This is a genomic window from Halobacillus sp. BAB-2008 (assembly GCF_000328325.1).
Lineage (GTDB): Bacteria > Bacillota > Bacilli > Bacillales > Halobacillaceae > Halobacillus.
The window spans coordinates 99,983-126,440 of the sequence record NZ_ANPF01000002.1; the positions used below are offsets into that span (position 1 = coordinate 99,983).

At 46.1% G+C, this 26,458-nt stretch carries 30 protein-coding genes; 15 read left to right on the forward strand and 15 right to left on the reverse strand.

Annotated features, from left to right (window positions below):
• Positions 1-107: 107 nt before the first annotated feature.
• Positions 108-800: an amino acid ABC transporter permease gene (locus D479_RS01350; protein ID WP_008632800.1), complete on the reverse strand. Its 693-nt coding sequence runs from the start codon at positions 798-800 to the stop codon at positions 108-110.
• Between the two features lie 6 nt (positions 801-806).
• The gene (locus D479_RS01355; RefSeq protein WP_008632801.1) at positions 807-1,649 is read right to left on the reverse strand and encodes a transporter substrate-binding domain-containing protein; all 843 of its coding nucleotides are present in this window, start codon (positions 1,647-1,649) and stop codon (positions 807-809) included.
• A gap of 197 nt (positions 1,650-1,846) precedes the next feature.
• Between D479_RS01355 and D479_RS01360 the strand changes: the two genes are divergently transcribed.
• Positions 1,847-3,757 carry a heavy metal translocating P-type ATPase gene (locus tag D479_RS01360; protein ID WP_008632802.1) on the forward strand — a complete coding sequence of 637 codons (1,911 nt, stop codon included), beginning with the start codon at positions 1,847-1,849 and terminating at the stop codon, positions 3,755-3,757.
• A 66-nt stretch (positions 3,758-3,823) separates the two neighbouring features.
• Here the strand turns inward: D479_RS01360 and D479_RS01365 are convergent, their stop codons facing one another.
• From D479_RS01365 to D479_RS01375, 3 genes are read right to left on the reverse strand one after another with little or no spacing between them, the layout of a single operon-like run.
• Positions 3,824-4,654, reverse strand: a complete 831-nt coding sequence (locus D479_RS01365; RefSeq protein WP_008632803.1) for a YihY/virulence factor BrkB family protein — start codon at positions 4,652-4,654, stop codon at positions 3,824-3,826.
• A gap of 19 nt (positions 4,655-4,673) precedes the next feature.
• A complete protein-coding gene (locus tag D479_RS01370) occupies positions 4,674-5,003 on the reverse strand; it encodes a YtxH domain-containing protein (protein WP_008632804.1) in 330 nt (109 codons plus the stop codon).
• Positions 5,004-5,015: 12 nt separating this feature from the next.
• Positions 5,016-5,483, reverse strand: coding sequence for a low molecular weight protein-tyrosine-phosphatase (locus D479_RS01375; protein WP_008632805.1), 468 nt, complete (start codon positions 5,481-5,483; stop codon positions 5,016-5,018).
• 214 nt (positions 5,484-5,697) lie between these two features.
• On the opposite strand from D479_RS01375, the gene D479_RS01380 reads away from it, so the two are divergent.
• Complete coding sequence (locus D479_RS01380) at positions 5,698-7,080, forward strand: sodium:alanine symporter family protein (RefSeq protein WP_035388653.1); 1,383 nt, start codon at positions 5,698-5,700, stop codon at positions 7,078-7,080.
• Positions 7,081-7,113: 33 nt separating this feature from the next.
• On the opposite strand, the gene D479_RS01385 is transcribed toward D479_RS01380, so the two are convergent.
• The 4 genes from D479_RS01385 to D479_RS01400 all read right to left on the reverse strand — a co-directional run bounded on the left by D479_RS01385 (position 7,114) and on the right by D479_RS01400 (position 9,647).
• Positions 7,114-7,779 (reverse strand): SOS response-associated peptidase, encoded by a 666-nt coding sequence (locus tag D479_RS01385; protein WP_008632807.1) that lies wholly within the window; start codon positions 7,777-7,779, stop codon positions 7,114-7,116.
• 85 nt (positions 7,780-7,864) lie between these two features.
• Positions 7,865-8,236: a DUF1992 domain-containing protein gene (locus tag D479_RS01390; RefSeq protein ID WP_008632808.1), complete on the reverse strand. Its 372-nt coding sequence runs from the start codon at positions 8,234-8,236 to the stop codon at positions 7,865-7,867.
• Between the two features lie 39 nt (positions 8,237-8,275).
• On the reverse strand, positions 8,276-8,914 hold the full coding sequence (locus D479_RS01395; RefSeq protein WP_008632809.1) for an MOSC domain-containing protein: 639 nt from the start codon (positions 8,912-8,914) through the stop codon (positions 8,276-8,278).
• A complete protein-coding gene (locus tag D479_RS01400) occupies positions 8,904-9,647 on the reverse strand; it encodes a YkgJ family cysteine cluster protein (RefSeq protein WP_008632810.1) in 744 nt (247 codons plus the stop codon). Before D479_RS01400 ends, D479_RS01395 begins: the two co-directional genes overlap by 11 nt.
• Positions 9,648-9,814: 167 nt before the next feature.
• On the opposite strand from D479_RS01400, the gene mreBH reads away from it, so the two are divergent.
• The 4 genes from mreBH (at position 9,815) to D479_RS01420 (ending at position 12,655) form a co-directional block, all read left to right on the forward strand.
• On the forward strand, positions 9,815-10,822 hold the full coding sequence (gene mreBH / locus D479_RS01405; protein WP_008632819.1) for a rod-share determining protein MreBH: 1,008 nt from the start codon (positions 9,815-9,817) through the stop codon (positions 10,820-10,822).
• 177 nt (positions 10,823-10,999) lie between these two features.
• Positions 11,000-11,311 carry a hypothetical protein gene (locus tag D479_RS01410; RefSeq protein WP_008632820.1) on the forward strand — a complete coding sequence of 104 codons (312 nt, stop codon included), beginning with the start codon at positions 11,000-11,002 and terminating at the stop codon, positions 11,309-11,311.
• Between the two features lie 34 nt (positions 11,312-11,345).
• Positions 11,346-11,714, forward strand: a complete 369-nt coding sequence (locus tag D479_RS01415; RefSeq protein ID WP_008632822.1) for a DUF1428 family protein — start codon at positions 11,346-11,348, stop codon at positions 11,712-11,714.
• A 20-nt stretch (positions 11,715-11,734) separates the two neighbouring features.
• Positions 11,735-12,655, forward strand: a complete 921-nt coding sequence (locus D479_RS01420; protein ID WP_008632823.1) for a ketopantoate reductase family protein — start codon at positions 11,735-11,737, stop codon at positions 12,653-12,655.
• Between the two features lie 98 nt (positions 12,656-12,753).
• Here the strand turns inward: D479_RS01420 and D479_RS01425 are convergent, their stop codons facing one another.
• The 3 genes from D479_RS01425 to yfcC form a co-directional block, all read right to left on the reverse strand.
• Positions 12,754-13,239: a M15 family metallopeptidase gene (locus D479_RS01425; protein WP_081594756.1), complete on the reverse strand. Its 486-nt coding sequence runs from the start codon at positions 13,237-13,239 to the stop codon at positions 12,754-12,756.
• A gap of 176 nt (positions 13,240-13,415) precedes the next feature.
• On the reverse strand, positions 13,416-14,582 hold the full coding sequence (iadA, locus tag D479_RS01430) for a beta-aspartyl-peptidase (RefSeq protein ID WP_008632828.1): 1,167 nt from the start codon (positions 14,580-14,582) through the stop codon (positions 13,416-13,418).
• A 21-nt stretch (positions 14,583-14,603) separates the two neighbouring features.
• Positions 14,604-16,097, reverse strand: coding sequence for a putative basic amino acid antiporter YfcC (gene yfcC / locus D479_RS01435; protein WP_008632831.1), 1,494 nt, complete (start codon positions 16,095-16,097; stop codon positions 14,604-14,606).
• Positions 16,098-16,248: 151 nt separating this feature from the next.
• Here yfcC and D479_RS01440 point away from each other — a divergent pair, with 151 nt between their 5' ends.
• From D479_RS01440 to D479_RS01455, 4 genes are all read left to right on the forward strand, one after another.
• On the forward strand, positions 16,249-18,273 hold the full coding sequence (locus D479_RS01440; protein ID WP_008632833.1) for a sigma 54-interacting transcriptional regulator: 2,025 nt from the start codon (positions 16,249-16,251) through the stop codon (positions 18,271-18,273).
• A 38-nt stretch (positions 18,274-18,311) separates the two neighbouring features.
• Complete coding sequence (locus D479_RS01445) at positions 18,312-18,947, forward strand: hypothetical protein (protein ID WP_008632836.1); 636 nt, start codon at positions 18,312-18,314, stop codon at positions 18,945-18,947.
• 92 nt (positions 18,948-19,039) lie between these two features.
• The gene (locus D479_RS01450) at positions 19,040-19,231 is read left to right on the forward strand and encodes a hypothetical protein (protein ID WP_008632838.1); all 192 of its coding nucleotides are present in this window, start codon (positions 19,040-19,042) and stop codon (positions 19,229-19,231) included.
• Positions 19,232-19,248: 17 nt separating this feature from the next.
• Positions 19,249-20,244, forward strand: a complete 996-nt coding sequence (locus tag D479_RS01455) for an acryloyl-CoA reductase (protein WP_039870404.1) — start codon at positions 19,249-19,251, stop codon at positions 20,242-20,244.
• Positions 20,245-20,674: 430 nt separating this feature from the next.
• Here the strand turns inward: D479_RS01455 and D479_RS01460 are convergent, their stop codons facing one another.
• The 3 genes from D479_RS01460 to D479_RS01470 all read right to left on the reverse strand — a co-directional run bounded on the left by D479_RS01460 (position 20,675) and on the right by D479_RS01470 (position 21,721).
• Positions 20,675-20,872 carry a YwbE family protein gene (locus D479_RS01460; protein WP_008632847.1) on the reverse strand — a complete coding sequence of 66 codons (198 nt, stop codon included), beginning with the start codon at positions 20,870-20,872 and terminating at the stop codon, positions 20,675-20,677.
• A gap of 103 nt (positions 20,873-20,975) precedes the next feature.
• Positions 20,976-21,188, reverse strand: a complete 213-nt coding sequence (locus tag D479_RS01465; protein WP_008632849.1) for a DUF2188 domain-containing protein — start codon at positions 21,186-21,188, stop codon at positions 20,976-20,978.
• 68 nt (positions 21,189-21,256) lie between these two features.
• Positions 21,257-21,721 carry a DUF2188 domain-containing protein gene (locus D479_RS01470; protein WP_008632850.1) on the reverse strand — a complete coding sequence of 155 codons (465 nt, stop codon included), beginning with the start codon at positions 21,719-21,721 and terminating at the stop codon, positions 21,257-21,259.
• A gap of 209 nt (positions 21,722-21,930) precedes the next feature.
• Here D479_RS01470 and pxpB point away from each other — a divergent pair, with 209 nt between their 5' ends.
• The 5 genes from pxpB to D479_RS01495 are packed head-to-tail and all read left to right on the forward strand — an operon-like array spanning position 21,931 to position 26,447.
• A complete protein-coding gene (gene pxpB / locus D479_RS01475; protein ID WP_008632852.1) occupies positions 21,931-22,644 on the forward strand; it encodes a 5-oxoprolinase subunit PxpB in 714 nt (237 codons plus the stop codon).
• Positions 22,641-23,642 (forward strand): biotin-dependent carboxyltransferase family protein, encoded by a 1,002-nt coding sequence (locus tag D479_RS01480; RefSeq protein ID WP_008632854.1) that lies wholly within the window; start codon positions 22,641-22,643, stop codon positions 23,640-23,642. Before pxpB ends, D479_RS01480 begins: the two co-directional genes overlap by 4 nt.
• A 16-nt stretch (positions 23,643-23,658) precedes the next feature.
• Positions 23,659-24,432, forward strand: a complete 774-nt coding sequence (locus D479_RS01485) for a 5-oxoprolinase subunit PxpA (RefSeq protein WP_008632861.1) — start codon at positions 23,659-23,661, stop codon at positions 24,430-24,432.
• A gap of 21 nt (positions 24,433-24,453) precedes the next feature.
• A complete protein-coding gene (locus D479_RS01490) occupies positions 24,454-25,647 on the forward strand; it encodes an NRAMP family divalent metal transporter (RefSeq protein ID WP_026578634.1) in 1,194 nt (397 codons plus the stop codon).
• A gap of 11 nt (positions 25,648-25,658) precedes the next feature.
• Complete coding sequence (locus D479_RS01495; RefSeq protein ID WP_008632865.1) at positions 25,659-26,447, forward strand: putative hydro-lyase; 789 nt, start codon at positions 25,659-25,661, stop codon at positions 26,445-26,447.
• The last annotated feature ends 11 nt before the right edge of the window (positions 26,448-26,458 follow it).

Genomic DNA, 26,458 nt, shown 5'->3' on the forward strand with positions numbered 1-26,458 from the left:
AATACCTATCATAAAGGAGGATAGCTTATGAATCAAGCAGCTCACCTTACATTCTTCCTCTCGGACAAAAGAAAACCGGAGCAGCAGATCTGCTCCGGTTCCCATCATTATAAATATCGATTGTAACGTTTCTCTAAATAGTCCTGCAAAGCCGAAAACAACATCGTAAGCGGCCAGTAAATAAGGGCAGCAGTAATATACATCGTCATTGAGTCTACTGTACGGCCGGCAGCTATTTGAGCTTTGTTTAATATTTCCGGTACAGAAATCATGGCCGCAAGCGACGTTGCTTTCAACAAATCAAGAAACACATTACCGAGGGGCGGGATCGCAATCCTCGTTGCCTGCGGCGTAATGATCCTCCGTATGGTCTGCCAGTACGTAAAACCGAGGGCACGCGCCGACTCCCATTGCCCGGACGAGACACTATTCAAAGAAGCGCGGTTAATCTCGGCAATATATGCGGCGCTGTTGGTACCGAAACCAATAACGGCAGCAGCCGTTGCAGTAAGCTTGATTCCAGCAATAGGCAGACCGAAATAAAGCACGAACAAATAAACAAGAATCGGCGTCCCGCGCATAAACGAAATGTAGAACCGGGCCGGCCAGCGTAACCACCTGCGCTCTGATCCTCTCGCAAGAGCTAGAAAAAAGCCCAACACGAGTCCGATCAGCATACCAGCAACAGCAAGAAGAAGCGTATACGGCACACCTTCCAAAAGAAAAGGCAGGTTTTCCAGTGCACGATCGACATCGAACAACTTGTCTGTTTGGATGTTATTGATTTCTATTCCGAACATAAGAGCTTAAATATCCAATCCTTCGATTTCCTGAATATCTTCATCCGGTTTCTTGGAAGCATCCTGCCCGCCGAAGAATTCCTCTGAAATCTCCGTCAGAGTGCCGTCTTCCCGCATTTCCTGAAGAACCGCATCTACTTCTTCCTTCATATCTCCTGCATCTTTCGGAAGGACGATGGCAGAATTGGTGGGATAGAATTTCAAATCAGGATGCAGCTGGACTTTGATGTCCGGCAGCGCTTCAAGTGCAAGAGACTGCAGATAGTAGTCATTGATAATGAAGTCTGTGTTACCGTTCTCCACATCACGAAGATATACATCGTTTGCAACATTTCCATATGTCTTCGTTTCCGCGCCGAAGTGTTCTGCAATTTGAGCAAATACTGTCGTGGCTCCACCACCATGTACTTTTCCTTCCAGATCATCAAGCGTCTCAATGCCTGACATATCCGACTCACGGACAATCATAGTGGAATAAGAATATTTATACGGCTCACTGAAGTCAAATTTCTTCTGACGTTCCTTTGTCACTTCCATATCATTAATGACAGCATCTACACGACCGCTCTCAATGGCTGCCGTAAGCCCGTCTACTCCGAATTCCTCGAACTTCACTTCCAGACCGAGGCGGTCTGCTACTTCCTTCATTACCTCCACGTCATACCCTGTCAGCTCATCAGAACCTTCCGGATAATAAGAAGCAGGATAAAGCGTTCCTGATGTTCCTACAACAATTTCCCCTTTATCTGTGATTTCGCTCCATTTATCTGCGGATTCTTCCTCTGATCCACAAGCAGCAAGGAGGAATGACATGACAAGCATAAGTATAAATAAGACACGTTTACGCATGGACTGTGCCACCTTTCTGATTTTTTTCACACTTGTATAATATAGCAACTTGACACCTGTATTTTCAACTGACCAGGCGGAATTTTTTCTTTCCATGTTGGAATTGACTTTTTTGAGCACCATGCTATGATTATAACATATACTAAATTATAATAATTATAATCTAACAAACGATATAAGAAAGGTGTGTGAAAGCATTGAATCTATCCGGAACATTAAAGCATTCCCTGCTATCTTCTAACCGGGGGAAACATTGGAAAGACCATTCCGAACTGGCGGCAGCAATACTCAGCGGTCTGCTTGTTCTATTCGCCTGGTACGGGGAGTCGCACTGGGATCCTCCTATTTACATAGGAATCTATCTGGCGGCTTTTCTAATCGGAGGATACGCAAAAGCGAAAGAAGGAATAACAGAAACGCTGAAAGAACGTGAATTAAATGTCGAGCTCCTCATGATTCTGGCAGCCGTCGGCTCCGCGTCCATCGGTTATTGGATGGAAGGAGCCATATTGATCTTTATTTTCTCTTTAAGCGGGGCCCTGGAGACTTATACGATGAACAAAAGCCAGAAAGAGCTGTCTTCCTTGATGAGCCTCCAGCCCACACAGGCACTGCTGGTCACTAATACAGGCTATGAATGGACCGATGTATCCACACTGCACATCGGTGACCGTATTCTTGTAAAACCAGGAGAACGTGTTCCTGCAGATGGAGTCATTACCCGAGGAGCATCCTCGATTGACGAAAGTGCCATAACAGGAGAGGCCGCTCCCATTTATAAACAAACGGATGGAGAAGTATATGCAGGAACCATGAACATGGAGGCAAGCATCGTCGTCCATGTAACGAAAAAAGCGAACGATACTCTCTTTCAGAAGATCTTTCATATGGTTCAGCATGCTCAGAGCGAAAGGCCACCATCCCAACTGTTTATCGAACGTTTCGAAAGCCTCTATGTCAAAGGCGTCCTGGCTGCTGTCAGCGTGATGCTCTTCCTCCCCCACTTTCTTTTTGGGTGGACCTGGATGGAGACAATCTACCGGGCGATGATTCTTCTTGTCGTTGCATCCCCTTGTGCTTTAGTGGCATCCATCATGCCCGCCACTCTATCCGCCATCACTCATGGTGCACGGAACGGCATCCTTTATAAAGGAGGTGTCCACCTTGAACACCTGGCACATATTCGGGCAGTAGCGTTCGACAAAACGGGGACACTGACAAAAGGAAAGCCATCCGTTACGGAATTCATTGTGGAAAATGAAAAGGATAAACAAACCTGCTTAGCTGTCGCTGCTTCTCTCGAGGAGCATTCCAATCATCCACTTGCCGAGTCAATCATGAATTATGCAGAACAGCACAAGGTGAACACTGTTCCCATTGAAAGCGTGCAGAATCACAGTGGATACGGACTTGAAGGTACGTATGATGGAGACACTTGGTTATTAGGAAAAGCGGAATTTGTAGGAAGAGAGGAAGCAGCAGCCTTCAAATCGCAACATGAAGTAGATTTCGAGTCCGACGGGAAGACCGTCATTTTCCTCAAAAAAAATCAGAAGATCGTCGCCCTTTTCGCCGCGAAGGATACGGTACGCGAAATATCCAAGAAAGCCGTACGAATGCTGAAAGATCAGGGCATATATACCCTGATGCTCACTGGGGACAATTCAAAAACAGCGAAAGCAATCGCAGAGGAAGCAGGAATAGATCAATACATTGCGGAGTGCCTGCCGGATCAGAAGCTCAAAGAAATCAATGAGCTCAAAAAACGTTTCCCGCATGTGGCCATGGTCGGTGATGGAATTAATGACGCTCCTGCTCTGGCGGCCGCTGATGTAGGTATCGCCATGGGAGAAGGAACGGATGTAGCATTGGAAACCTCAGACGTCGTCCTGATGAAAAATGACTTGAGAAAGATTACGCAATCCATCCATTTGTCTAAACGTATGAATCGGATCATCAAACAAAATGTCATCTTCTCCATTCTGGTCATCACACTGCTCATTATCAGCAATTTCCTGCAGTTTCTTGACCTTCCACTTGGAGTGATCGGTCACGAGGGAAGCACCATTCTCGTCATCTTGAACGGCCTCAGACTTTTAAGAAACTAATGATAAATGACCATAAGAAAACCGCTTTCATGAGGAAAGCGGTTTTCTTGCTCCTGATGTTCAAGCTTATTCAGCCGTGCGGCTGTGTCTCCGCTTGTGAGTCATCGCATTAATTTCTCCGCCGAGAATAATCACAAGACCGGATAAATAAAACCATATCATTAGTACGATGACCCCACCGAGACTTCCATATGTTGCCGAAAAATTACCTAAATTACTTACATAAAAGGAAAATAATAGCGATACAAGCTGCCATCCGAATGTAGCAAACAGCGTCCCACCGATTGTATCTTTATACTTCAACCGCTTACTGGGCGCTGTAAGATACAGGAAAGAAAGCACCAGGAAAAAAATGATGGAGGAAATCACCCATCGAAGACCATTCCAAACTGTCAGAAAACCTTCCGACAATCCAAAGAAAGAGAACAGCTGAGCTCCGATCATATGCCCAAGCACCGGAAGCAGGAACGCAATAGCTATGACGAATACCATAGCGATCGTCAATACAATAGCAAGGACCCTCGAAATGAAGAACGTCCTGTTCTCTTCGACCCCGTAAGCCCTGTTGAACGCTCTCATGATAGCATTCACACCGTTGGAAGCCGCCCACAGCGTACCGATCAAACCAATGGACAAAAGGCTTCCATTTTCGGTACGGAGCAAGGAGGAAACATTCTCGGTGATCATTTGAAAGGTGTCCGGAGGCGCATACGTGCTGACAAACGCAAGAACCCTCTCTTCATCAATATGAAGATACCCTAATAAAGTCACCAGGAAAATCATAAACGGAAACAAGGATAATAAAAAGAAATAGGCCAGCTGTGCCGACATCCCTCCTACATCATCCTCGCCGAAACGGACAAACAATTCTTTGATGAAACTCATGATGCTTTTCACAATCCCTCACCTCTTGAAGTTAAGAAGCCTCTTCCGGTTTATCGACAGCTTCCAGCTGTTCCTTCACTTCCCGGTTGAGTTCACCTACTTTATTAAGCATACTCTCCGCTTTCTGAATTAATTCAAGGAGATCTTCCACCCCTTTGTTCACTTGCGCAGAGAACCCCTCATAACACATACGTAGATTGTGGATGGCTTCCGACGGGTGCTTCACATAAGAACGACATTTCCTTCCGGCATCACGCGTCTGCTCCATCGTATAACTCCTCGTATCTTTATCCAGAAGAGCAATGACCCCTCCAGCCACAGCCCCGTACACCAGGCCTTTCCACAAATTACTTCGACTCATCCTATTTCCTCCTTACAGGTTATTTTTCTGCTTAATGTCTTGCAGGAGACGCAGGCACCCATCGTACACGAGTTCATAAACGTATTCAAAATTACCTGTGAAGTATGGATCCGGCACCTCTTCTTCCTTTGCATCCGGTACATAATCCATCAACTTCCTGATTGTCACGTCGTTTTTCACTCGAATCGCGTTTAAATCTTTCATATTCTTATCGTCCATTGCGATTATATAATCGAAATCGTCCCAGTCCGCTTCTTTCACTTGACGCGCCTGTATGCCGTCATAAGAAATATTTTTACTGCTCAAAATTTGTCTTGTTCCCTCATGAGGGGACGAGCCGACATGCCAATGACCAATTCCGGCAGAATCGACTGTGATCTTCCCCTCCAGTTTTTCTCTCTTGACCAAATCCCTGAAGACGGCTTCAGCCATCGGTGAACGACAGATGTTCCCTAAACAAACGAATAATACATGTATCATTTTCCGTTCCTCCGTATAGTAGTATTTCCCATTCTTTTCATTCTATGAAAGGTGACGGAAATCCTGCTAAACCATGGATTCCCCTCTCAATATCTTCCCATATCCTGTCGAAACGAACCACATTTTTGCAGGAACGCGCGGAATTGTCCTTGACATTCTGTTTAAATTTTCGGAATATTTTAATATGGTCCATTTAGACAAATATAAAAGGGGGATGACCATTTTGAACGATTTTCTGAGCAATATCAGCGGAGTCGTATGGGGACCTGTCCTGTTGATTCTGTTGGTAGGTACAGGCATTTATTTGACCCTGCGTCTCGGTTTCCTGCAATTTAAGTCCCTGCCTTATGCATTGAAGCTAGCCTTCAAACCGGGACAGAAGAAGAGGAAGAATGAGAAAGGGGACATTTCTCATTACCAGGCATTGACTACAGCTCTGGCTGCTACGATCGGAACAGGTAACATCGCAGGAGTGGCGACAGCTGTCGTACTCGGAGGACCCGGAGCCGTATTCTGGATGTGGATCACAGCCGTGTTCGGAATGGCTACGAAATACGCCGAAGCTGTCCTTGCCGTTAAGTACCGCGTTGAAGGAAAGAACGGAGAAATGTCAGGAGGACCGATGTATTATCTCTCCCGCGGTCTGAAAATGAAGTGGCTTGGACAACCACTGGGCATGCTCTTTGCTGTATTCGGTGCGATTGCAGCTTTCGGTATCGGAAACATGGTACAGTCCAACTCCGTATCAGACGTTATGCAGGGAACCTTTAATGTACCGACATGGGTAACGGGAATCATATTAACTCTTTTGGCAGGACTAGTGCTTCTAGGTGGAATTAAGAGCATCGGTAAGGTCACCGCATTTTTCGTTCCAGTAATGGCTTTGTTTTATGTTATTGGTGCATTGATCATACTCGTACTCAATTACAATTTGATCATCCCGGCTTTCGAAACGATCCTGACAGACGCTTTCACTGCCAGCGCCGTCGGCGGAGGAATTCTGGGAACCGTCATCCGCTATGGTGTAGCGCGTGGTGTGTTCTCGAACGAAGCAGGACTTGGATCTGCACCAATCGCTGCCGCTGCAGCCAGAACCGATTATGCCGGACGGCAGGCATTGGTCTCTATGACTCAAGTTTTCATCGATACCATCATTGTATGTACCATGACGGGTTTGACGATCGTCATGGCTGATCAGTACACAGGAGGATTAGATGGAGCAGACCTGACCTCTGCATCCTTCGCTATCTTCCTTGGTGATGTCGGCTCCTACATTGTCGCTATCGGCCTTGTATTCTTCGCTTTCTCCACCATCGTCGGTTGGTCCTACTACGGGGAGAAGTGCTTCGGCTACATTACAGGGCAGCGGGGAATAGGTATCTACAAATCCGTCTTCGTCCTGTTTGTTTTAGTCGGTGCAGTCTCCCAGCTCGACACGGTGTGGATTTTTGCAGATATTATGAACGGTCTAATGGCTTTCCCTAACTTAATCGGCCTTCTCCTTCTTTCCGGGGTCGTCGTTTCAGAAACGAACAAATTCCTGAAAGTTGCTAAGAAAGAACGACAGCAGGAAAAAGAAGCGAAACAGGCAGGATAATTAGAACCCTCCCGCAAATGCGGGAGGGTTTGCTTATGCCAGCGGCTGTATGCATGCTTCTCCTTCATTCCCTGCCTTATTCACATAATCACTGACGGGGTAGGCTTCCATATCTGCACTTTCCACCTTTTGTATGAATGCCTGAGCCTGTTCCTTCGTCCAGCGATGAGGGTCTAACCAGTTCTGGCTGGTCTCTCTGGAAAGAATGACAGGCATACGATGATGAATTGGATTCATGAAAGCGTCCGCTTCTTTCGTCAAAATGGAACAGGTGAAAAGATCGCCATCCCCCTTTCCCCATTTATCCCAAAGACCGGCAAAAGCAAACACGCGTCCATCTTTCCTCGAAATGCGCATAGGCTGCTTCCCATCTTCCGTCTGTTTCCACTCATAGAAGCTGTCTGCAAGGAGGAGACACCTTCGCTCTTGGATCAGCTTCTGGAAACTCGGTTTCTCATGAGCTGTTTCGCTCCTTGCATTGATCATCTTGTAGCCGATTCTCTCATCCTTCGCCCAAGAAGGCACGAGCCCCCATTTCATATATCCGGCCCGCTTTTCAGAACCGTCATGAATAACCGCAAGCACCTTCTGGCCGGGTGCTATATTATACCTTATCTGATAGTCGGGAATCGGACGAGTAATTCCGAATTCTTTCCGGATCTCCGACTCGTCAGCCAGCAGCGTGTATCTTCCACACATAGGAAAAGCCCCCTTTTTCTTCTATTATATATGTAGCACCCTTCCCTTTATACAAAGAGGAGACACAGATACCTGCGTCTCCTTGCTAAAAACCGAACTTGCGGTGTATTTTGTTTTGATACCTTCGGAAAACTCCGGTATTCCCGGTGTCTCTCTTCTCCATCATCATATCGAAGCGCAGCTTCTTCTCTTTCCATTCCTTTGTGTAGTGGGAAATAAGGGATGGATCGTTGATTGCCGACAGTAATTCCTCAAGGTCGACCATCTCTTTTTTCAGCATCATTTCTTCAGGAAGCATATGGGCATTCTTTAAAATACGATACCCGTTACGCAATTCTTCCGGAAGGTGGGCAAACTCGTCTTTCGGGAGAGGTTTACCTTTTCCGGGCAAATCGTCGAACTCCCCGTTTTTTAAAGCCTGCTTAATCTTCTCTTCGACGATGTGATAATAATCCATCTTTCCCCACCCTCTCAGCGAAATACGGACAGCAGTTCCCTATAAAAGCTTCTTCCGGAGGTTTTGTTTTAATCCTTCCGCTAACGGTTCTAAACGAATTATACGTTCAAGCAAGGCAGGGCTTTCGTTATGCCCGTACCTGACGTCATTGACGTCCGAAACCGTTACACCTTCCGGATGAGCTTCGATCAATGCCAACATATCCCCCGCAGCAATCTCCCCCTCTTTCAGGACACGAAGATAGAATCCGGTAAACCCGCTGTCGATGACGCGCGCAGGAAAATCATCGATACCATGGGTACGTGCGATGATATAGCAGGGTTTTCTTGGTTCAGACACTTGAACCACCGCACTACCCAATTGGTATATATCGCCGATTCGAGCCTCGGCTTCCTGAATTCCCTCCACGGTCAGGTTTTCTCCGAAAGAAGGAAAGGAAAACGTATGCCCGTAGTGACTTTCCCAATGCCTGTAGTGCTGGGCAGGGTATAAGCAGAGCGCCTTATCACGGCCGCCGTGGTTCTTTTTATCCGCCTGTTCGTCTCCTGCCAGGTTGGTGAAGGACAAAGGAACCCGGTCACTCACAGGTTTCTTCCGATAGGCACTCTCAAGGTCGCCCTTATCTGTGGCATATACTTCCGGACGGCCGACATTCAAGGATAACAGTTTATAATTCACTCCATGTCCCCTCTCTGTATTGTTGGACCCAGGCAGGGAGATAATCGTACTGCCAGGCATCCATCGGATAATCTACGAAGACATCCTCCCCGTTCTCATACAACGCCTGAATCAATTCATTCACTGCCCCGAAGTAATACGTGTAAAGAAACTCATAGCTGAAAGGTTCCTTCGGCATATCGTTCTTCGCACAGACTTGCGGATCACTGTAGTTTAAGTAGGTACGGCAGGGAATCGGTCGGACTTCGTATGCCATACATAACTTCGTTTCCGGATCCAGCATGGGACAAGGAAGATCCAGTTGTTTGTAGGCTAACTTCGTTTCCGGCGCTTCATGATCCATCTTCATAGCTTTGTTCAACTTCTCTTCCTGCCGGACATAGTACCGATCCCAATGTTGGAAGATAGCCTGCTTCCTGTCCTCAGAGAATTGCTCAATAGAACGGAACATCATCCTCGCTTCCATCTTCGAAACGACTATTGGAAAATAACAGCAGAATGCACATCCCATGAAACAATTCGGCTTCATACCTGCGAATTCCTCCATACGTTCTATTTCTGCATCCACTTCTTTCAATAAACGCTGGAAACCGTCCAATATGACTGTTTCCGTATCCTGCTCACTATCCAGCAGATGATCTATAATGTCATCGAAAAATGCCGGGTCCACTTCATAGGACTGGTTGATCTTCTCACATTTTTTGATAATTTCTTCATGTTTTAGAAAACTCATAAGGAAAAACTCCTCCATCTATCGTTGTCTCTATTATACATCTCTTGCAAGCATCGCTACCACCATAGACCTAACCACGAATTTCCTCTTGTTCCACCCCCATAAAAAAACTATGATGAAAGAAAGTATATAATTAAGAAATATGTCATCTTTGGAGGTACGCCTAAATGTTATCAAATGCTGAAATCGGTATCGACCTCGGTACTGCGAATATACTGATCTACTCTAAGTCAAAAGGAATCCTGCTGAATGAACCTTCCGTCGTAGCTTACAATACAGAAACAAAGAATGTGGTAGCTGTGGGGAAAGAAGCCAAAGAAATGGTAGGAAAGACCCCAAGAAATATCATCCCTGTCCGTCCATTACGCGACGGAGTGATCGCCGACTACGATATGACAGCCCAAATGTTGAAAGAACTATTGAAAAAAGTTTCCAAGAAATCCGGTATTTCCATGAGAAAACCAACGGTCGTGATTTGTACACCTTCCGGCTCTACATCTGTAGAAAGACGTGCTATACATAACGCAGTAAAAAGTTATGGAGCTAAACACGTCCATTTAATCGAAGAACCGATTGCTGCTGCAATCGGAGCCGACCTTCCTGTAGATGAACCGATCGCCAACGTTGTCGTCGATGTCGGGGGTGGAACCAGTGAAGTAGCCATCATATCATTCGGTGGTGTCGTTTCCTGCAAGTCCATCCGTACCGGTGGAGACGTAATGGATGAGGAGATCATCCAGTATGTACGCAAAGCTTATAACGTCTTAATCGGTGAACGCACAGCTGAACAGGTGAAGATGGAGATCGGCTATGCACTGATTGATCATGAAGAAGAAGTGATGGAAGTGCGCGGCCGAGATATGGTCACAGGCCTCCCTAAAACAATCGAACTTAAATCCACGGAAATTCAAGGAGCATTGAAAGAGTCCCTGGAACAGCTGCTTGAAACCATTCGGGCGACGCTTGAAGAATGCCCGCCTGAATTGAGTGGGGATATCGTCGACCATGGCGTAATTCTTACCGGCGGCGGCTCTTTGCTTAACGGCATGCAGGAATGGCTTTCCAATGAAATTTCTGTTCCTGTGCATATGGCACCAAGTCCGCTGGAATCCGTTGCGATTGGTACCGGACGATCTATCAAAATGATACAAAAACTGCAAAAAGCATCTAAATAAAACACTGAATACCCCGCCCTTATAAGGCGGGGTTTGTTCTTTACCGAAGAAAGGATTTCGTCCATCTATGTCGAATAGGATAAGAATAGGGTCGATTCTCCAACACTTAAGATGTTTAAAACTCCGTTATCGGGTGAAAACTCGCCATGTACACTACCTAAACAAGGAGACTCGGAAATGAAACTATCCACTATATTGAAATGGGTGACCGGAGTATGTGAAGCACTTTTAGCTATTCCCATCGCCGGTGGTCTATTCATTGTCAGCAGCGGCTGGGCTCCGCTTATGACCATGTTTATTCTGCATTTAATCACACTAGTAATTGCCGTTAAAGATAACCGTGCTTATGTAGGAAGCGTATTTGGTCTCGTAACGAACGTACTTGGATGGATTCCAGTAATTGGATGGATCCTGCACACTATCACTGCTGTCATCCTTCTCATTGACGCAGGCCGATCTACAGCATTGGATAAAAAAGCAGCAGAATAAAAAGCCCATTCCTATATTCAAGGGGGACGTTTTTATGTACACGGTGTTATGCATTTTCCGTGTGAAGAAAGAGAAACTGGATGATTTCCTGAAGACGGCCAAGAAATCCGGAGAAATGCTGCAATCCCACGGTTCGCTTGAGCATACGATCTATTTCTCAAAAGAACTGACAGGGCGGCAGGGTTCCATGGGCATCCTCAATTTAATTGAACTGGAAGAGGATGAAGAGCTTCTCCTCGGCCAGAGCATATTTGAGAGTGAAGAAAGCTACCATGAAGTCATGAAGTCTATCGGTTTTAATGACATCATTCATTACTTGAACGGTCACATTAAAGACATTGTTGAAATGAACAGGGTCGTCACTTCCAGCTTCACCACAGAACCGACAACACAGATGAAATAAATTCGATCGGGGGAAGAAACATGAAAATCGTTGTACTTGGAGCAGGAGCGCTTGGCGCTTACTTCGGAGCAAGGTGGGAAGAGGCCGGCCACGAAGTCGTAAATTTAGTCAGAGATGGACGCGCGGATCAAATAGAGAAGAACGGCTTGAAGCTGCACAGCACGATGGGAGATTACGAAGTAACGAACCCACAAATCGCGCGTCACCCTGAAGAAATCGAACACCCTGATGTCGTTTTTCTAGCCGTGAAAGGATACCATTTAAGCGGCACACTGGAATGGCTGAAACTGCTGGTAGAAAAAGGAGCGAAAGTTTACCCGGTCCTGAACGGCATGGAGCACATTCACATTCTGCAAAAAGAGCTTGGAGAAGAGGCCGTCATCGGCGGTCACGCCTATATTATTGCAACATTGGATGAAATGGGTCATGTTGTACATACCAGTAAATTCCACGACCTTTATTTCGGTCCTCTCCATCCTTCTCAACAAAGTATATGCGAAGAGCTTGCTATCGCCTGCAATCAGGCCAACCTGAACGGCACATTGAGTCCGCACATTCTTAAAGATATGTGGAAGAAATATATGTTCATCACAGCCTTCTCCGGTATTACGACGGCAGTAAATCAGCCGATCGGGGTAGTGAGAAGCTTTCCACAAACGCTCCAGACAGCGAAGCATATGCTTGAGGAGATGAAGGAACTCGCTAACGCACATCACGCTGATTTGACAGATGATCAAGTGGAAGACGCCTTTCAACGCCTTCGTAAGCTGGATGGTGAGATGACCTCTTCCATGCACCAGGATCGTCGTAAAGGACTCCCTCTGGAAGTAGAGCACCTCCACGGCGGAGCCTTGAGGCTAGGGAAAGAAGCCGGCCTTTCCATGCCGTATATCGAGACAATCCGTGCTGTCATTAAGCCGTATGAAGCTTATCAAGCATAGATCATACAAAAGAAATCCGAACGCTCCCCTGTTAACAAATAAGCAGGGACGTTCGGATTTTCTTTTGTATGAGGCGGAGGAAGCCTCCTTATTCCCAGTTAATCATCCGCAAAATCATCGACGACCGGGCGCTTGCCGTTCTTCAAATCCCGTATCGTTAATCCGAAATCCATCTGCAGATGAGGGTAATCTTTAAAGTTTGACCAATCCCCTCCCCATTCAAAACCGAGGGACTTCGCTTCTTCGACCACTTCCATCCAGTCAGGTTCACCGTTCCCATTATCGTCTCTGACCCTGTCCCACACGACGTCCCCTTCCGCTGTTCGAAGGGCGAAATCAATGGCAAGGCCATAATTATGATAAGACTCCCCACCTTTGGCGGATGTGACGATGCTCCCACCTTCGGAACGCCCCTGGGCATAGAGCGCGTCTTGTCGTTCCATGGTACGATGACCTTCCGTAATGACGACATCAATACCCTTGGCACGAACGGCGTCCATCAATTCTTCTTTCTTCTGCTCCACTACAGGATGAAGATCCGTCGGTACGGTATCTTCTTCTTTATAAAAAACTCCCGGCGGCATATCCCTCTGGACCTGCGGTACTAAGTAGAACAATAATGCAGCCAGGATTCCTATCCAAAACAGGTAGCCGATTAATCTTGACAGGATCCTCACAAAGACAACCCTTTCTCCTAGTAATTACTATGAGAATACCACAGACAGCCTGATAGAGACACTTAAAACCCTCGCAGGAAATCTTACTCAAACGTTCCTTTTACCAACGCATTGCCTTCGTGCACCATTTCCCTGCCAAGAGCGATGACCCGGGAGATGTTCAGTGTCTCCTTTTCCATAAGTATAAGGTCTGCATCTTTACCGGGAACCAACCTTCCCTTATTCGATAATCCCAGAATGTCACTTGGGTTCGACGTCACCACTTTAAGTCCATCTTCCATAGAAACACCGTGTACAAAGACCGCCTCATGGAAGGCTTCTAGTAAAGAACGAATTTCGCCTACTTTTAATCCGGTCAGATTTCCCTGCTTATCAAAATCCGGAAGACTCCCCTGCGCATCGGAAGTAAATGTTATCTGCTCCACTGGAACACCACAATCCAACATTCTGGCCAGCGCTTCGCTGCTTTTCACCTCACCTTCTTCAAGAAATTCAGGGATTGTACTGGTAGTGAAGTCAACATATCCCCCCTTCTTCGCATAGAGAATCCCCGCCTCGAACAAGGCCTGATTTCTGTTTATATGCGTTGGATAAAATTGAGTGATCGGGATATCCGACGTTTCAACGACTTGTTCAATTAAAGATAATCCTCTTACCCCATCACCCACATGAATATTGACCACGCCTTTTTTACCCGAAAGCATGCCGCCGATCCTGGCCTGCGAGGCAATTCTTGTCAATTCCTTAACCGTGGGTTGGGAAGATCTATGATCGGATATTGCAATTTCACCTGCTCCGATAATTAAGTCTATCAGCATGATATCGTCTTCCATTTTTCCAGTAAGCGTTCTTACTGGAACCTGATAAGAACCTGTATGACAATAGCAAGTCAGCCCTTCCTCACGAAGCGACATCGCTTTAGCCAGCAAATTTGTCATCGTTCTCGTCGTACCATCCGTCCCGATCACACCGACAACAGTAGTGACGCCGCTCATTGTCGCCTGAGTCAATGTCAGCTCCGGCGTCCGCGATCGGAAGCTTCCTTCTCCTCCACCACCTGTTATATGGACATGCCCATCTACAAATCCCGGTGTCATAACCATTCCTTCCGCGTTTATCACCTGGACATCTTGTCCGCTTATCATAATCTCATCCCGAATATCCGCTATTTTACTTCCTGCAATCAGCACGTCCTTCTTCCCTGCATAATCAGGCGTATAAATCTCCGCGTTCTTAATAAGTGTAATCATATACGTTCCTCCCCGGCGCTTTTAGTTGAAATTGATCAATACTGCGATAACCACAAAGGCAGATGCCAGCCCAAACAAAACCAGCTGGAATTTAATGATAAATCGAAACCACTTGGCCCAATCGAGACGCGCTGCTCCAAGGGTACCCATCAACGCAGCAGACGTCGGGACAATGATGTTTGTCAAACCATCCCCTAATTGAAACGCCAGTACAGCTACTTGTCGGGTCACACCGGCAACATCCGCCAAAGGCGCCATCAACGGCATCGTCAAAGCGGCCTGCCCTGAACCTGAAACGACAAAGAAGTTAAAAACAGACTGAAAAAGGAACATGAGCCAGGCGGACAATGCTTCCGGCGTTCCCTCGAAAAGCTGTCCTGTTTGATGTAATATGGTATTCAACACAGATGGACTACTCGGATCATCTCCCCCGAGTATAATGATAATTCCCTTCGCCATTCCCACTACCAGAGCTGCAGGCAGCAGGTCTTTCGCCCCTTGGGCAAATCCTTCCGCAATATCGTTAACCCGCATATCATTTAATCGAAAAAGCACTCCGATGATTCCGGCAATCAGTCCGATTGTGAAAAATTGGCTTGCGATTTCAGGAATATAGTACGCATGTTCAATAACTCCCCAGACAATCCATACAACTCCGAGGATGACTGTCCCAATAACCAACAGGTGTCCTAACTGAAAGCGCGCCTTCCAATCTTCCGGATTAAAATCATCACGGAAATATTGATCCGATTGGTAAGAAAAAGATAAACGCGGGTTCTTTTTAATTCGGCTGGCGTATTTCCAAGTATAATAAGTCCCGACAGACGTAAACACAAACCACATGACAAACCGGAAAGGTGTGCCGGAAAGAACCGGGACATCCGAAACCCCTTGCGCGATCGCTACCCCGAATGGATTCATCCAGGATGTTCCGAAGCCGATTTGAGTAGCGACATAAGTAATCATGATCCCTGTTATCGCATCATACCCAAGCGCAATGACAAGCGGTACAAGAATCATTGCGAATGCTATGGCTTCTTCTCCCATCCCAAATACCGCTCCCCCTAAAGAAAATAGAAAGAACATGACCGGGATGATCAAAACTTCCCTGCCTTTTGTCTTATCAATGACAGAAAGAATACCCTCCTCAACAGCACGGGTTTTCAGAATGATTCCAAAAGCCCCACCAATGATTAGAATAAAAGCTACAACCCCGACAGCCGATCCCCATTTATCCCCGGACGTCAGCCCCTCGAACATATAATTGAGAAAACCAGCTCCACCACCTGCTTCAAACAGTCCCGTGCCTCCCCCGTCGCCCTCGGAAACAGAAAAACTCTCCGGTACAAGGACCGTCCTTGTTTCCTCTGTTCCCGAGTTATCATAGGATACCTCTTTGGTATCAAATACTCCTGACGGAATAAGATGGGTCAGAATTGCTGCAACCAATACGACGAAGAAGATAATGACATAAGTATGCGGCATTTCCAACTTTCTTTTTCTTTTCAAACCCATATAAAACTCCTCCTTTTCTACTTACTTTCCATCATGCAAGAAATGTGCCATTATCTTTTTCGGAATATTCACTGTTTTTATACCGTTAACAGACTTTATAGGGTCTAATTGGGTGATATAATTAAAACTAAAAAGACATAAGGAGCTGCCAATGATCAATCGATTAACCCTTATTACCGGAACGATACAAACTTGCGAGGCACTTCAAACTCAACTACAAGACCTTATTGGCAAATATATTGATATTACCTGCTTCGCCATTGATGACTATGTTCCCGCCTCCACTACGGACCCTTTAATCATCTTTTCCTCCCGTCTTGTCGAGCAGGAAGCTACTATTCATACCTTTGATGGCTGCAAAACCATGACAGCTTTAAGAACCATTAACTATCAATATATTGAGAAACTGTTGGACCTTGAGGCAGGTACAAAGGTACTTTGTATTAATGACACAGAAGAAATGGCTCAGGAAACGATTGATACACTCATGGAATCAGGGATCAACCATCTCCATTACACACCTCACACGACAGGGAATAACGCTCCCGAAGACATCCGGATCGGAATTACGCCGGGAGAGAGAGCCTTTGCTCCTGCCAGCCTGGAGCAGGTGATTGACATAGGTGTAAGACTTATTGATATTACCACTCTCATCGATATCCTGGATCACTTCCACCTGAAACAACCACTAGGCGGGACCATATCCAAACGGTACACAGGAAAGATTATTGACCTCAGCAGGAAGTTGACGAGTATCAACAAACAAGCTGCCCGCTTAAACCAACACCTCCAACAAGTGGTGGATGGTGTAAATGACGGGGTCATGGCCGTGGATGCACAGAACATAATTACTATTTTCAATCCTCTGATGGAAAAATACAGCGGAATTTCCTCCACTTTCGCGAAAGGAAAACATATCAACAAAATATGGAAGAACTCGTCTATCATTCCATTTATGACCGCATCGAAAGAAGAGAGTGTTTACCTTACATGGAACGGCTTTAATTTAATGGTCTATCGAATAGAATGGGATCAGCACGATAACACACTCTTCATCTTCAAGAATGCGGATGAAACGATATTGATGGAAAAGGCCGCAAGAAAAGAGTTATTAAAGACAGGGTATATTGCCAAATACAGTTTTGACGATATCCTGGGTACGAGCGAAGCAATCCGGGAAGTGAAACATATAGCCAGGAAGCTGGCCAAGGCATCCTTCCCTGTACTTATACAAGGGGAAAGCGGAACAGGGAAGGAATTGTTCGCCCATGCGATTCACCAAGAATCCGACCGCGCGTCGTCCCCATTCCTCGCTGTCAACTTCAGTGCCCTCCCTGAAGATTTATTGGAAAGTGAATTATTCGGCTATGAAGACGGTGCTTTTACCGGGGCAAAAAAAGGAGGAAAGAAAGGGCTGTTCGAACAAGCGGATGGAGGAACCTTATTCCTTGATGAAGTCGGGGATATCAGTCCGAAGCTGCAAGCCCGCTTACTCCGGGTCATCCAGGAAAAAGAAATCAGGAAGATCGGCGGGACCAAGAACATTCCTGTCGATGTACGCATCATAGCGGCAACAAATAAAAATCTATCGCTATTAATGGAAAAGGGAGAATTTAGAGAAGACCTGTATCACAGATTAAAAGTCTTATTTCTGCCTATTCCTCCCTTAAGGGAAAGAAAAGCAGATATTCCAATACTAGCAGACCGATTCCTTACCGAAAGCAGCAATAAGAGCATGACATTAAGCAAGGAAACCTCAGAAGAACTCGCAAGGCACCAATGGTTCGGGAATGTGCGTGAATTAAAAAACACAATCGATTACCTCACTACTGTGTCAGACGGAGAAATGATTACAAGGAAAGACTTACCGGCTTCGGACTTTTTTCAGAAACCTGCTCAGAACGAGAAGGCTGAGCAAAGCCTTGCAGACAAAGAAGTTACGAAGGAAATACTCACGTACCTTTTCCTTTGCAAAGAAAACTATGAGCGTGCGAGCAGAAAAAAGGTCCGAGAACATATGGACAAACGGGGCGTCCCTTTATCAGACCAGCAGATCCGTCGTTTTTTGGAACACATGAAAGCAGAAGGATGGATTGTTTCCAAACAAGGACGGGGAGGCACACAAATCACTCCTTCAGGGGCTGATTACCTACAACATATAGGACAAATGTTATAATTAAGAAAACCGGGATAAGGAGGTGCGGAGGAGCAGACATGCGCTTAAAACGAAAACCAGGAAAAACATTCTATGAACTTATTATGATTGCTCTCGCCGCCTTATCTGTTTCGACCATTTGGCAGAAAACCGGATATAACAGCATCATTATCTGGACGACTTGGACGATCTTCTTTGTCGATTTCTTATACCGTCTGCACCGGAGCGACAGCAAGTGGGAATTCATTAAAAAGAATCCCTTCATCGTTATCGCCGCCATTCCGCTGGATGCGATCTTTCAATTTGCCCGGTTCGCCCGCATCCTCCACCTGCTGCGTTTGAAATCAATCACCAAATACTACACGATGCCTTTCATCCGCTTTTTAAAAAGACAGCACCTGTGGACGGTCACCAGTATTACGTTTCTCTTAATCTTCCTTCTGATCATCCCTCTGACGCTGATTGAAAATGAGTTGGATTCCTACTCCGATGCCTGGGTAAGTGCCATTTTGTCCCTTACATTCTTCGGACGATCAGGATTTGAACCGGAGACGGCAGCCGGTCAAGTCATCATCGTGACCCTGACCATATTCGGCGTCATCCTGCACGGGCTTATCATCAGCACGTTGGCGGACTATATTATTCACTCCCCCATTGTCCAATTGCTGAAGTCTAAGTTCTCCAGCAATAAATAAGGGACCCTTATTACTTTTTCTTCCAATAATTACGTTTTATTTAACCACAAAAAAGGAATGAGAGAAGAGAATCCACCATCGGAGGTGAGGGGATGTCCAAAAAAAACAGCCATAAGCTGAGTGAAGAAGATCAAAGTTTCGAAGAGAAGAAACGAAAAGAAGAGCTGATGGATGAAATTCCCGTCGATGATCTGAAGAAGGAACAGCTAGAAGAACAAAAGGGAAAAACATCCAAAAATGACTCTTCCACAGAAGAAAGACATAACGAAGACTTAAGACCATGATTTATGAGGTGAAAGACATGAAAGAATTTCAGGCCTATCAGTTATCTCAAGATGATGAAGGCATAACCGGAGCTATAAAAACACTTCAGATGAGCGATCTTCCTTCCAGTGACGTAACCATTAAAGTTCATTATTCAAGCGTCAACTACAAGGACGGAATGGTTACACAGGAGGACAATGCTCTTATAAAAGCATACCCGATTATCCCTGGTATAGACCTGGCGGGAGAAGTCGTCCACTCTGATGACACTCGCTTCCACCAAGGGGATAAGGTTATTGCCACCAGCTATGAGATCGGCGTTAATCATCCCGGCGGCTACAGCGAATATGCAAGTATCCCCGCCGACTGGATTGTCCCTCTTCCCGATGGGATGACGACGGAAGAGGCAATGATTTATGGAACCGCCGGTTTTACGGCTGCGTTGTCCATTCACAGGTTGGAGCACAACGGCCTGACCCGGGAAGCCGGGCCCGTACTCGTCACCGGAGCATCGGGAGGCGTCGGCAGTATGGCGGTCGCTATGCTGGCTAAGCGAGGGTATGAAGTGCACGCAAGTACCGGGAGTAAGGAAAATGCAGATTTCTTAAAGAATTTAGGCGCAGAAACCATCCTTTCCAGAGAAGATGTCTATGACGGCAAACAGAAAGCACTCGCCAGCGGACGCTGGGCTGCTGCCGTTGATCCGGTCGGCGGTGAACAGCTCGCTTCTGTACTAAGCAAATTGAAATACAGTGGCGCAGCAGCTGTTAGTGGTCTCACCGGAGGGACGAAAATACCTACGCAAGTTTATCCCTTCATTCTAAGGGGTATCAGCCTTCTAGGTATTGATTCTGTAAATTGCCCGATGGAAATGAGAGAAAAAGTGTGGCACCGGTTAGCGAACGACATGAAAGTCAAAGAAGCGTTTGATGCTATCAAGACGGTGCAGCCGTTACAAAAGGTCCCCGAAACGCTGGACCAAATCCTTAAAGGGCAAATACAAGGTCGTACCGTCATTAAAATCAATGATTGATGGTAGTTCCTATTCAAAACGCAGGGTGTTGACAAAAGACTTAACATCCCATATAATTTGAAGATGGTGCCTTCATAAGAAAGGCAACTCGGAAAAGAAAAGAGTGATTTGTATGAGACTGGCATTCTGCTACGTTTTGATACAACTTAATCACACTGGATCAGCTTCGGAGCTGTAAGGATGCAATAGAGGTAGGGATTGCGTCGTTTAAGTTGAAACAAACTACCATGTAGAATTTTGAACCGCGGCAACAACATGGATGTAACTTCCACAAATATGTGTAACTTGATATTTTCCGAAACAAACTTAAGTAGTCCTCCATCTATGCAGAGGACTCTATAATAAAGCGGGTTGGACGATTGTCTGATTCGCTTTTCCTATATTAGAAAAGAAACAGCCCGAAATCATTCCAGTGATTTCGGGCTGTTTTTCATTCGCTGTGGACCTTCTTCACACGGCCTACCTGTCCATCCTCCAACCGCACCTTAATACCGTGAGGGTGATTGGGAGACTTGGTCAGAATGTCTTTTACTTTGCCGGAGGTTAATGCTCCCGTTCGTTGATCTTTCTTCAGAACAATTTCTACATCTGCACCGATCTTAATATCGCTTCGTTTTTGTCCATTCATGTAAAGTACCTCCATCGTCATCATCTGCCCTTCTCATCATACAGGAAGGGTTCTTCCCCTGCAAAAAAAGAAAAACACTCGCATGAGTGTTTTTCTGGAATTCTTATGAGGAGTAGTCGTGCTGGGTCTGGATTGTACCGTCCTTCATATGGATGACTGCTCTGGTGCCTTTGTTTTGAGCAATTTCCTTCGCCCTTTGAATCGCTTCTTCTTTCGTGTCAAATACCTGCGTTGGCTGCTCAGCACCTTCTGCTTTAACGGCCCAGCCATCTTCATGTGTAAGGACATGTTCCGCTTGGTTTCTAGTATCCGCCATTCCGAACCCTCCTTCGCTTCGTCTTATATATGGTTTATTACCACTCCAGCATCCCTGTAAACCCCTTTTTATCCATTAAATTCCTTTCGATCCTGAATACTTCCGTCCTTCTTATGAATAATCACACTGGTCTGTTTATTCTCAGCGATTTCTTCCGCTCTTTTAATCGCTTTTTCCTTCGTATCAAACACATTAGATACCTGCTTCGCGCCTTCCGCTTTTACAGCCCAGCCGTCTTCATGCACCATGACATGCTCTCCCTTATCGAGAAGCTCCGGGCGGCTCTTCGTACTATTCTTCACATCATCGTCTCTGTTTTTCAAATTTTCGTCACTCATTTGTGTGACACGATTGATTTCTTTCTCCTCCGCGTTTTCATACCATTCTTTCGCCTGTTCCGTAGCAATTGGAATGGCCTGATTTTCTTTATACCCTTCCTCTATCATTGCATTAGCAATGTCGATGGCTTTCTTGCGGACAGGTGTATCCAAGTTCTTTAAGGAACTTGGATAGTCATTGGTATCCCAAGGCATGGATAAACCCCTCTCATGTATTTTGTATTTTATAGATATAATTACCACCACTTTGAATTTATAAACAAACGTTACGATTGCTAAACTAATTTGAAAGCACGGCTGAAATAAGATACTATAAAAAAGTCTCCCATTTCAAACAATTTCGCCAATTATCCACTTTTTACTTTCCATCACTGATTATCGTACTTTACAAGGAGGTTTAACTATTGGACATCACATTCCATCCAGTAGGTGACCAGGCCGTACTACTTCAGCTTGGTGATACCATCGATGAACAAGTCAATCAACATGTAAGAAAAATCTCCGCACATTTCGACAAATACAAACCGGATTGGATGATAGAATACATCCCCGCGTTTACAACCATCACCATTACATATGATCCATTCTATATACACAAGCGTCATGCCGCCGGTGTGCGCCCTTACCATTGGATATGTGAGCAGCTTCAACTTATCCTCAAGGAAAGGACGGAATACAAAGCAGAACATTCACGCACCATTGAAATTCCGGTCTGTTATGGAGGGGAATTCGGTCCTGATTTAGCTGCCGTAGCAGAGCACAACCGTTTATCAGAGGAAGAAGTGATACAAAAGCACATGGCGGGAGACTACCTCGTCTATATGATCGGTTTCGCTCCCGGATTCCCTTATATCGGGGGGATGGATCCTGAAATCGCTACTCCAAGAAGAGACGATCCACGCCTTGCGATCCCTGAAGGTTCCGTCGGTATAGCCGGAGGTCAGACTGGTGTATACCCGATAGAAACGCCTGGAGGTTGGCAGTTGATCGGCCGAACCCCTCTTTCTCTCTTCCAACCGGATCAAGATATCCCCTCCCTCCTTCAAGCGGGAGATCGAATCCAGTTCGTTCCAATTACAGAAGAAGAATACCAGGAAAGAAAGAGGGGTTCCCAATGATACAAGTGACAAAATCCGGTCTATTGACGACAATTCAGGACCTCGGCCGCTATGGGTTCCAAAAACATGGTGTAATTGCAAGCGGGGTGATGGATAAGGAAGCTCATAGAATCGCCAATTTTCTTGTCGGCAACGACTCCGGAGAGGCAACAATGGAAATTACGCTCCTCGGACCGGTACTTGAGTTTCAGACAGATGCATTAATCGCTGTATGTGGAGGGGATCTATCACCGATGGTTGACGGTGAACCTCTCCATACATGGAAGCCTGCTTTTATAAAAAAAGGAAGTGAATTGAGATTCGGGAAACCGAAACAAGGTTTTCGTTCCTATTTAGCTGTAGCAGGAGGCTTTGATGTTCCTGAAGTTCTTAACAGTCGTTCGACATACTTAAGAGCAGGAATCGGTGGATTTCAAGGACGGTCATTGGAAAAAGGGGATGAGCTTCCTATTGGTGAGCTTTCCCAAAAATCGGTTCACATGCTTCAACACTTGAAAGAAAGAAAGCATTCCGCATCCTTCTCAGAAGCGAATTGGTCAACTTCTGCGGAGTTCCGACTCTCTCCTTCTCCCGATGAACCCATCCGCATAATAAAAGGAAGAGAGTACGATTGGTTTGATGGAAAGAGCCGGGAAGCTATCTTAGAACACACCTTTAAAATTGACTCCAAGTCCGATCGGATGGGGTATCGATTGAAGGGAGAGAAGCTTCAACAATCGCATAAAAGAGATATGTTGTCAGAAGCAGTCATGTTCGGAACGATCCAAGTACCTCCAGAAGGAAATCCGATTGTATTATTGGCAGACAGACAAACGACAGGCGGTTACCCCAAAATTGCTCAAGTCATTACAACGGATCTTCCAAAGCTCGCCCAGAAACGACCAGGAGAAACGATCTCCTTCACTCTCGTTTCCCATGAGGAAGCAGAACATCTCTATATAGATCGTGAAAAGCAGCTGAAGCTGCTACAACAGAGTATTCAAAGGAAATTTAATTAGGAAAGGGTGATCCAATATGCATATCGTAGACTTAAATTGTGATATGGGAGAAAGCTTTGGAGCGTATAAAATGGGGCAGGATGAAGAAATCCTAACCTATGTCACATCAGCGAATATCGCCTGCGGTTATCATGCAGGCGACCCTTCGACTATGAGAGAAACAGTTAAAAAAGCCGCAGCAAACGGGGTCGGTATCGGGGCGCATCCAGGGCTGCCGGATCTTCAAGGCTTCGGAAGACGACCGATGGACCTTTCTCCTGCAGAAGCTTATGATTTAGTCGTCTATCAAATCGGTGCCCTTCAAGGTTTTGTTCATGCGGAAGGTGAGAAATTGCAGCACGTGAAGCCACACGGAGCGCTGTATAATATGGCTGCCAAAGATAAGACACTGGCAGAAGCAATTGCGAAAGCGGTCAGGGATGTAGATACCGGGCTGTTGTTATACGGCCTTGCTGGCAGCGAACTGATTGCAGCAGGCCGTACATATAACCTCCCTACAGCGAGCGAAGTATTCTCCGACCGCACGTATCAAGAGGATGGCAGCCTTACTTCAAGAAGGCTGCCGGATGCCTTGATCACTGATCGTAAACATGCGGTGGATCAAGTCATCCGCATGATTAAAGAAAACAAAGTGCACACAATGCAGAATGTGGATATTGACATCCAAGCTCAAACCATCTGCATTCACGGAGATGGCGCCCATGCTGTCGAATTTGCTAAGTACATTACCGGTGCATTGAAAGAATCAGATATAAAACTGCAGGCAAGTGGAAAATTCATTACTATTTAAGAAGCAGAAAGGAGCAGCTCCATGAAACAACAATCAAACAGAAGTCTCCTATTAGGCGCCGCGTTTTTGATGGCCACCTCAGCTATCGGACCCGGTTTCCTTACCCAGACTACGCATTTCACTCAACAATTAGCAGCAAGTTTCGGATTTGTCATCCTTATTTCCATCATTATCGATATCGGTGCCCAGCTCAATATTTGGCGCATTATTGCAATTGCCGAGAAACCGGCACAGGACATAGCGAACAGTCTGGTTCCAGGGCTCGGTGTTTTCTTATCCGTACTGATCGTCGCCGGTGGTCTAGCCTTCAACATCGGAAATATCGCCGGTGCAGGACTTGGAACCAACGTACTCTTCGGGATATCTCCTGAACTCGGGGCGCTCTTTAGTGGAATCGTTGCCGTCGGTGTCTTTCTCGTCCGGGAAGCTGGAAAAGTCATGGACCGATTCGCGCAGATTGCCGGGTTCGTCATGATTGCCTTGACGATCTTTGTCATGTTCTCAGCAGAACCACCGGTAGGAGAAGCGATCACGAAGACATTTGTACCGGATACGATTGATTTCCTGGCTATTACAACCCTCGTCGGAGGTACGGTCGGCGGCTATATCACGTTTGCCGGCGGCCACCGTCTCCTTGATGCGGGCGTCAAAGGGAAAGAATCTCTCGGTGAAGTTACGAAAAGCTCCGTTTCAGCAATCGGTATCGCATCCGTCATGAGGATCTTTCTCTTCCTCGCATCTCTCGGCGTTATCGCATCAGGTTTCACTTTAAACCCGGACAACCCTCCTGCTTCCGTATTTCAGGCGGCAGCTGGAAACGTAGGTTACAAAATATTCGGTGTTATCATGTGGGCAGCCGCGGTAACTTCTGTCGTAGGCGCTGCGTATACCTCCGTTTCCTTTATACGGACATTCAGTAAAACCATCGAAAAATATCATAAGTGGTTTATCGTTGCCTTTATCATCATTTCTACAAGTGTATTCGTTTCTATCGGACAACCGGTAAAAATCTTAATACTTGTCGGATCTTTAAATGGTTTGATTCTGCCGATCGCTTTAGGCGTCATGCTGGTTGCAGCAAACAATCGAAAAATTGTCGGTAAGGACTACAAACACCCAATATGGCTTACCGTGTTTGGCGTCATTATCGTTATAGCCATGGCTTACATGGGAGGCTTGTCCCTGTTCCAAGGTATACCTAAATTATTCCAGTAGGAGTGTTGTCATTGGAACCATCTATACTGTCCCCTTCAGAGGCGCGAGAAATGATCCGGGAAGGTAGTTGGAAAGGCCCTACCGCCGGAATGGCCAACGGTTTTGTACAGGGAAACCTTGCCGTTGTCCCCCGGGAACTGGCCTTTGATTTTCTTGTATTTTGCCAAAGAAACCCTAAACCGTGCCCGGTTCTTGATGTTACAGACCCGGGCAGCTTCGCCCCGTTGTTAACCGCTCCGGGAGCCGATCTTAGGAAAGACCTTCCTAAGTATCATATATATAAGGACGGCGTGTTGTCCGAGGTAACCACGGACATTACAAATGCCTGGACACAAGACATGGTCGGGTTTCTGCTTGGATGCAGTTTCACATTTGAACAGGCACTGCTTGAAAACAACATCCCCGTCCGTCATATCGAGGAAAATCGGAATGTACCAATGTACCGAACCTCCATCGAGTGCGTTCCGGCTGGTAACTTTCATGGTCCAATGGTTGTCAGCATGCGGCCGATGAAACAGGCGGACGCAATCCGGGCTGTTCAAGTAACAAGCCGATTTCCAAACGTTCACGGCGCTCCTGTACACATCGGTGATCCTGGCAAAATCGGAATTAAAGACTTAAATTCTCCCGACTTTGGAGAGTCTGTTACCATACACCGTGATGAAGTACCGGTTTTTTGGGCCTGCGGTGTTACCCCGCAAGCGGTGGCCATGCAGCAAAAACCCGATATCATGATTACACACGCTCCCGGCCACATGTTCATTACAGATATTAAAAACGAATCAACTGCCATTCTATAAAAAAACCGCCT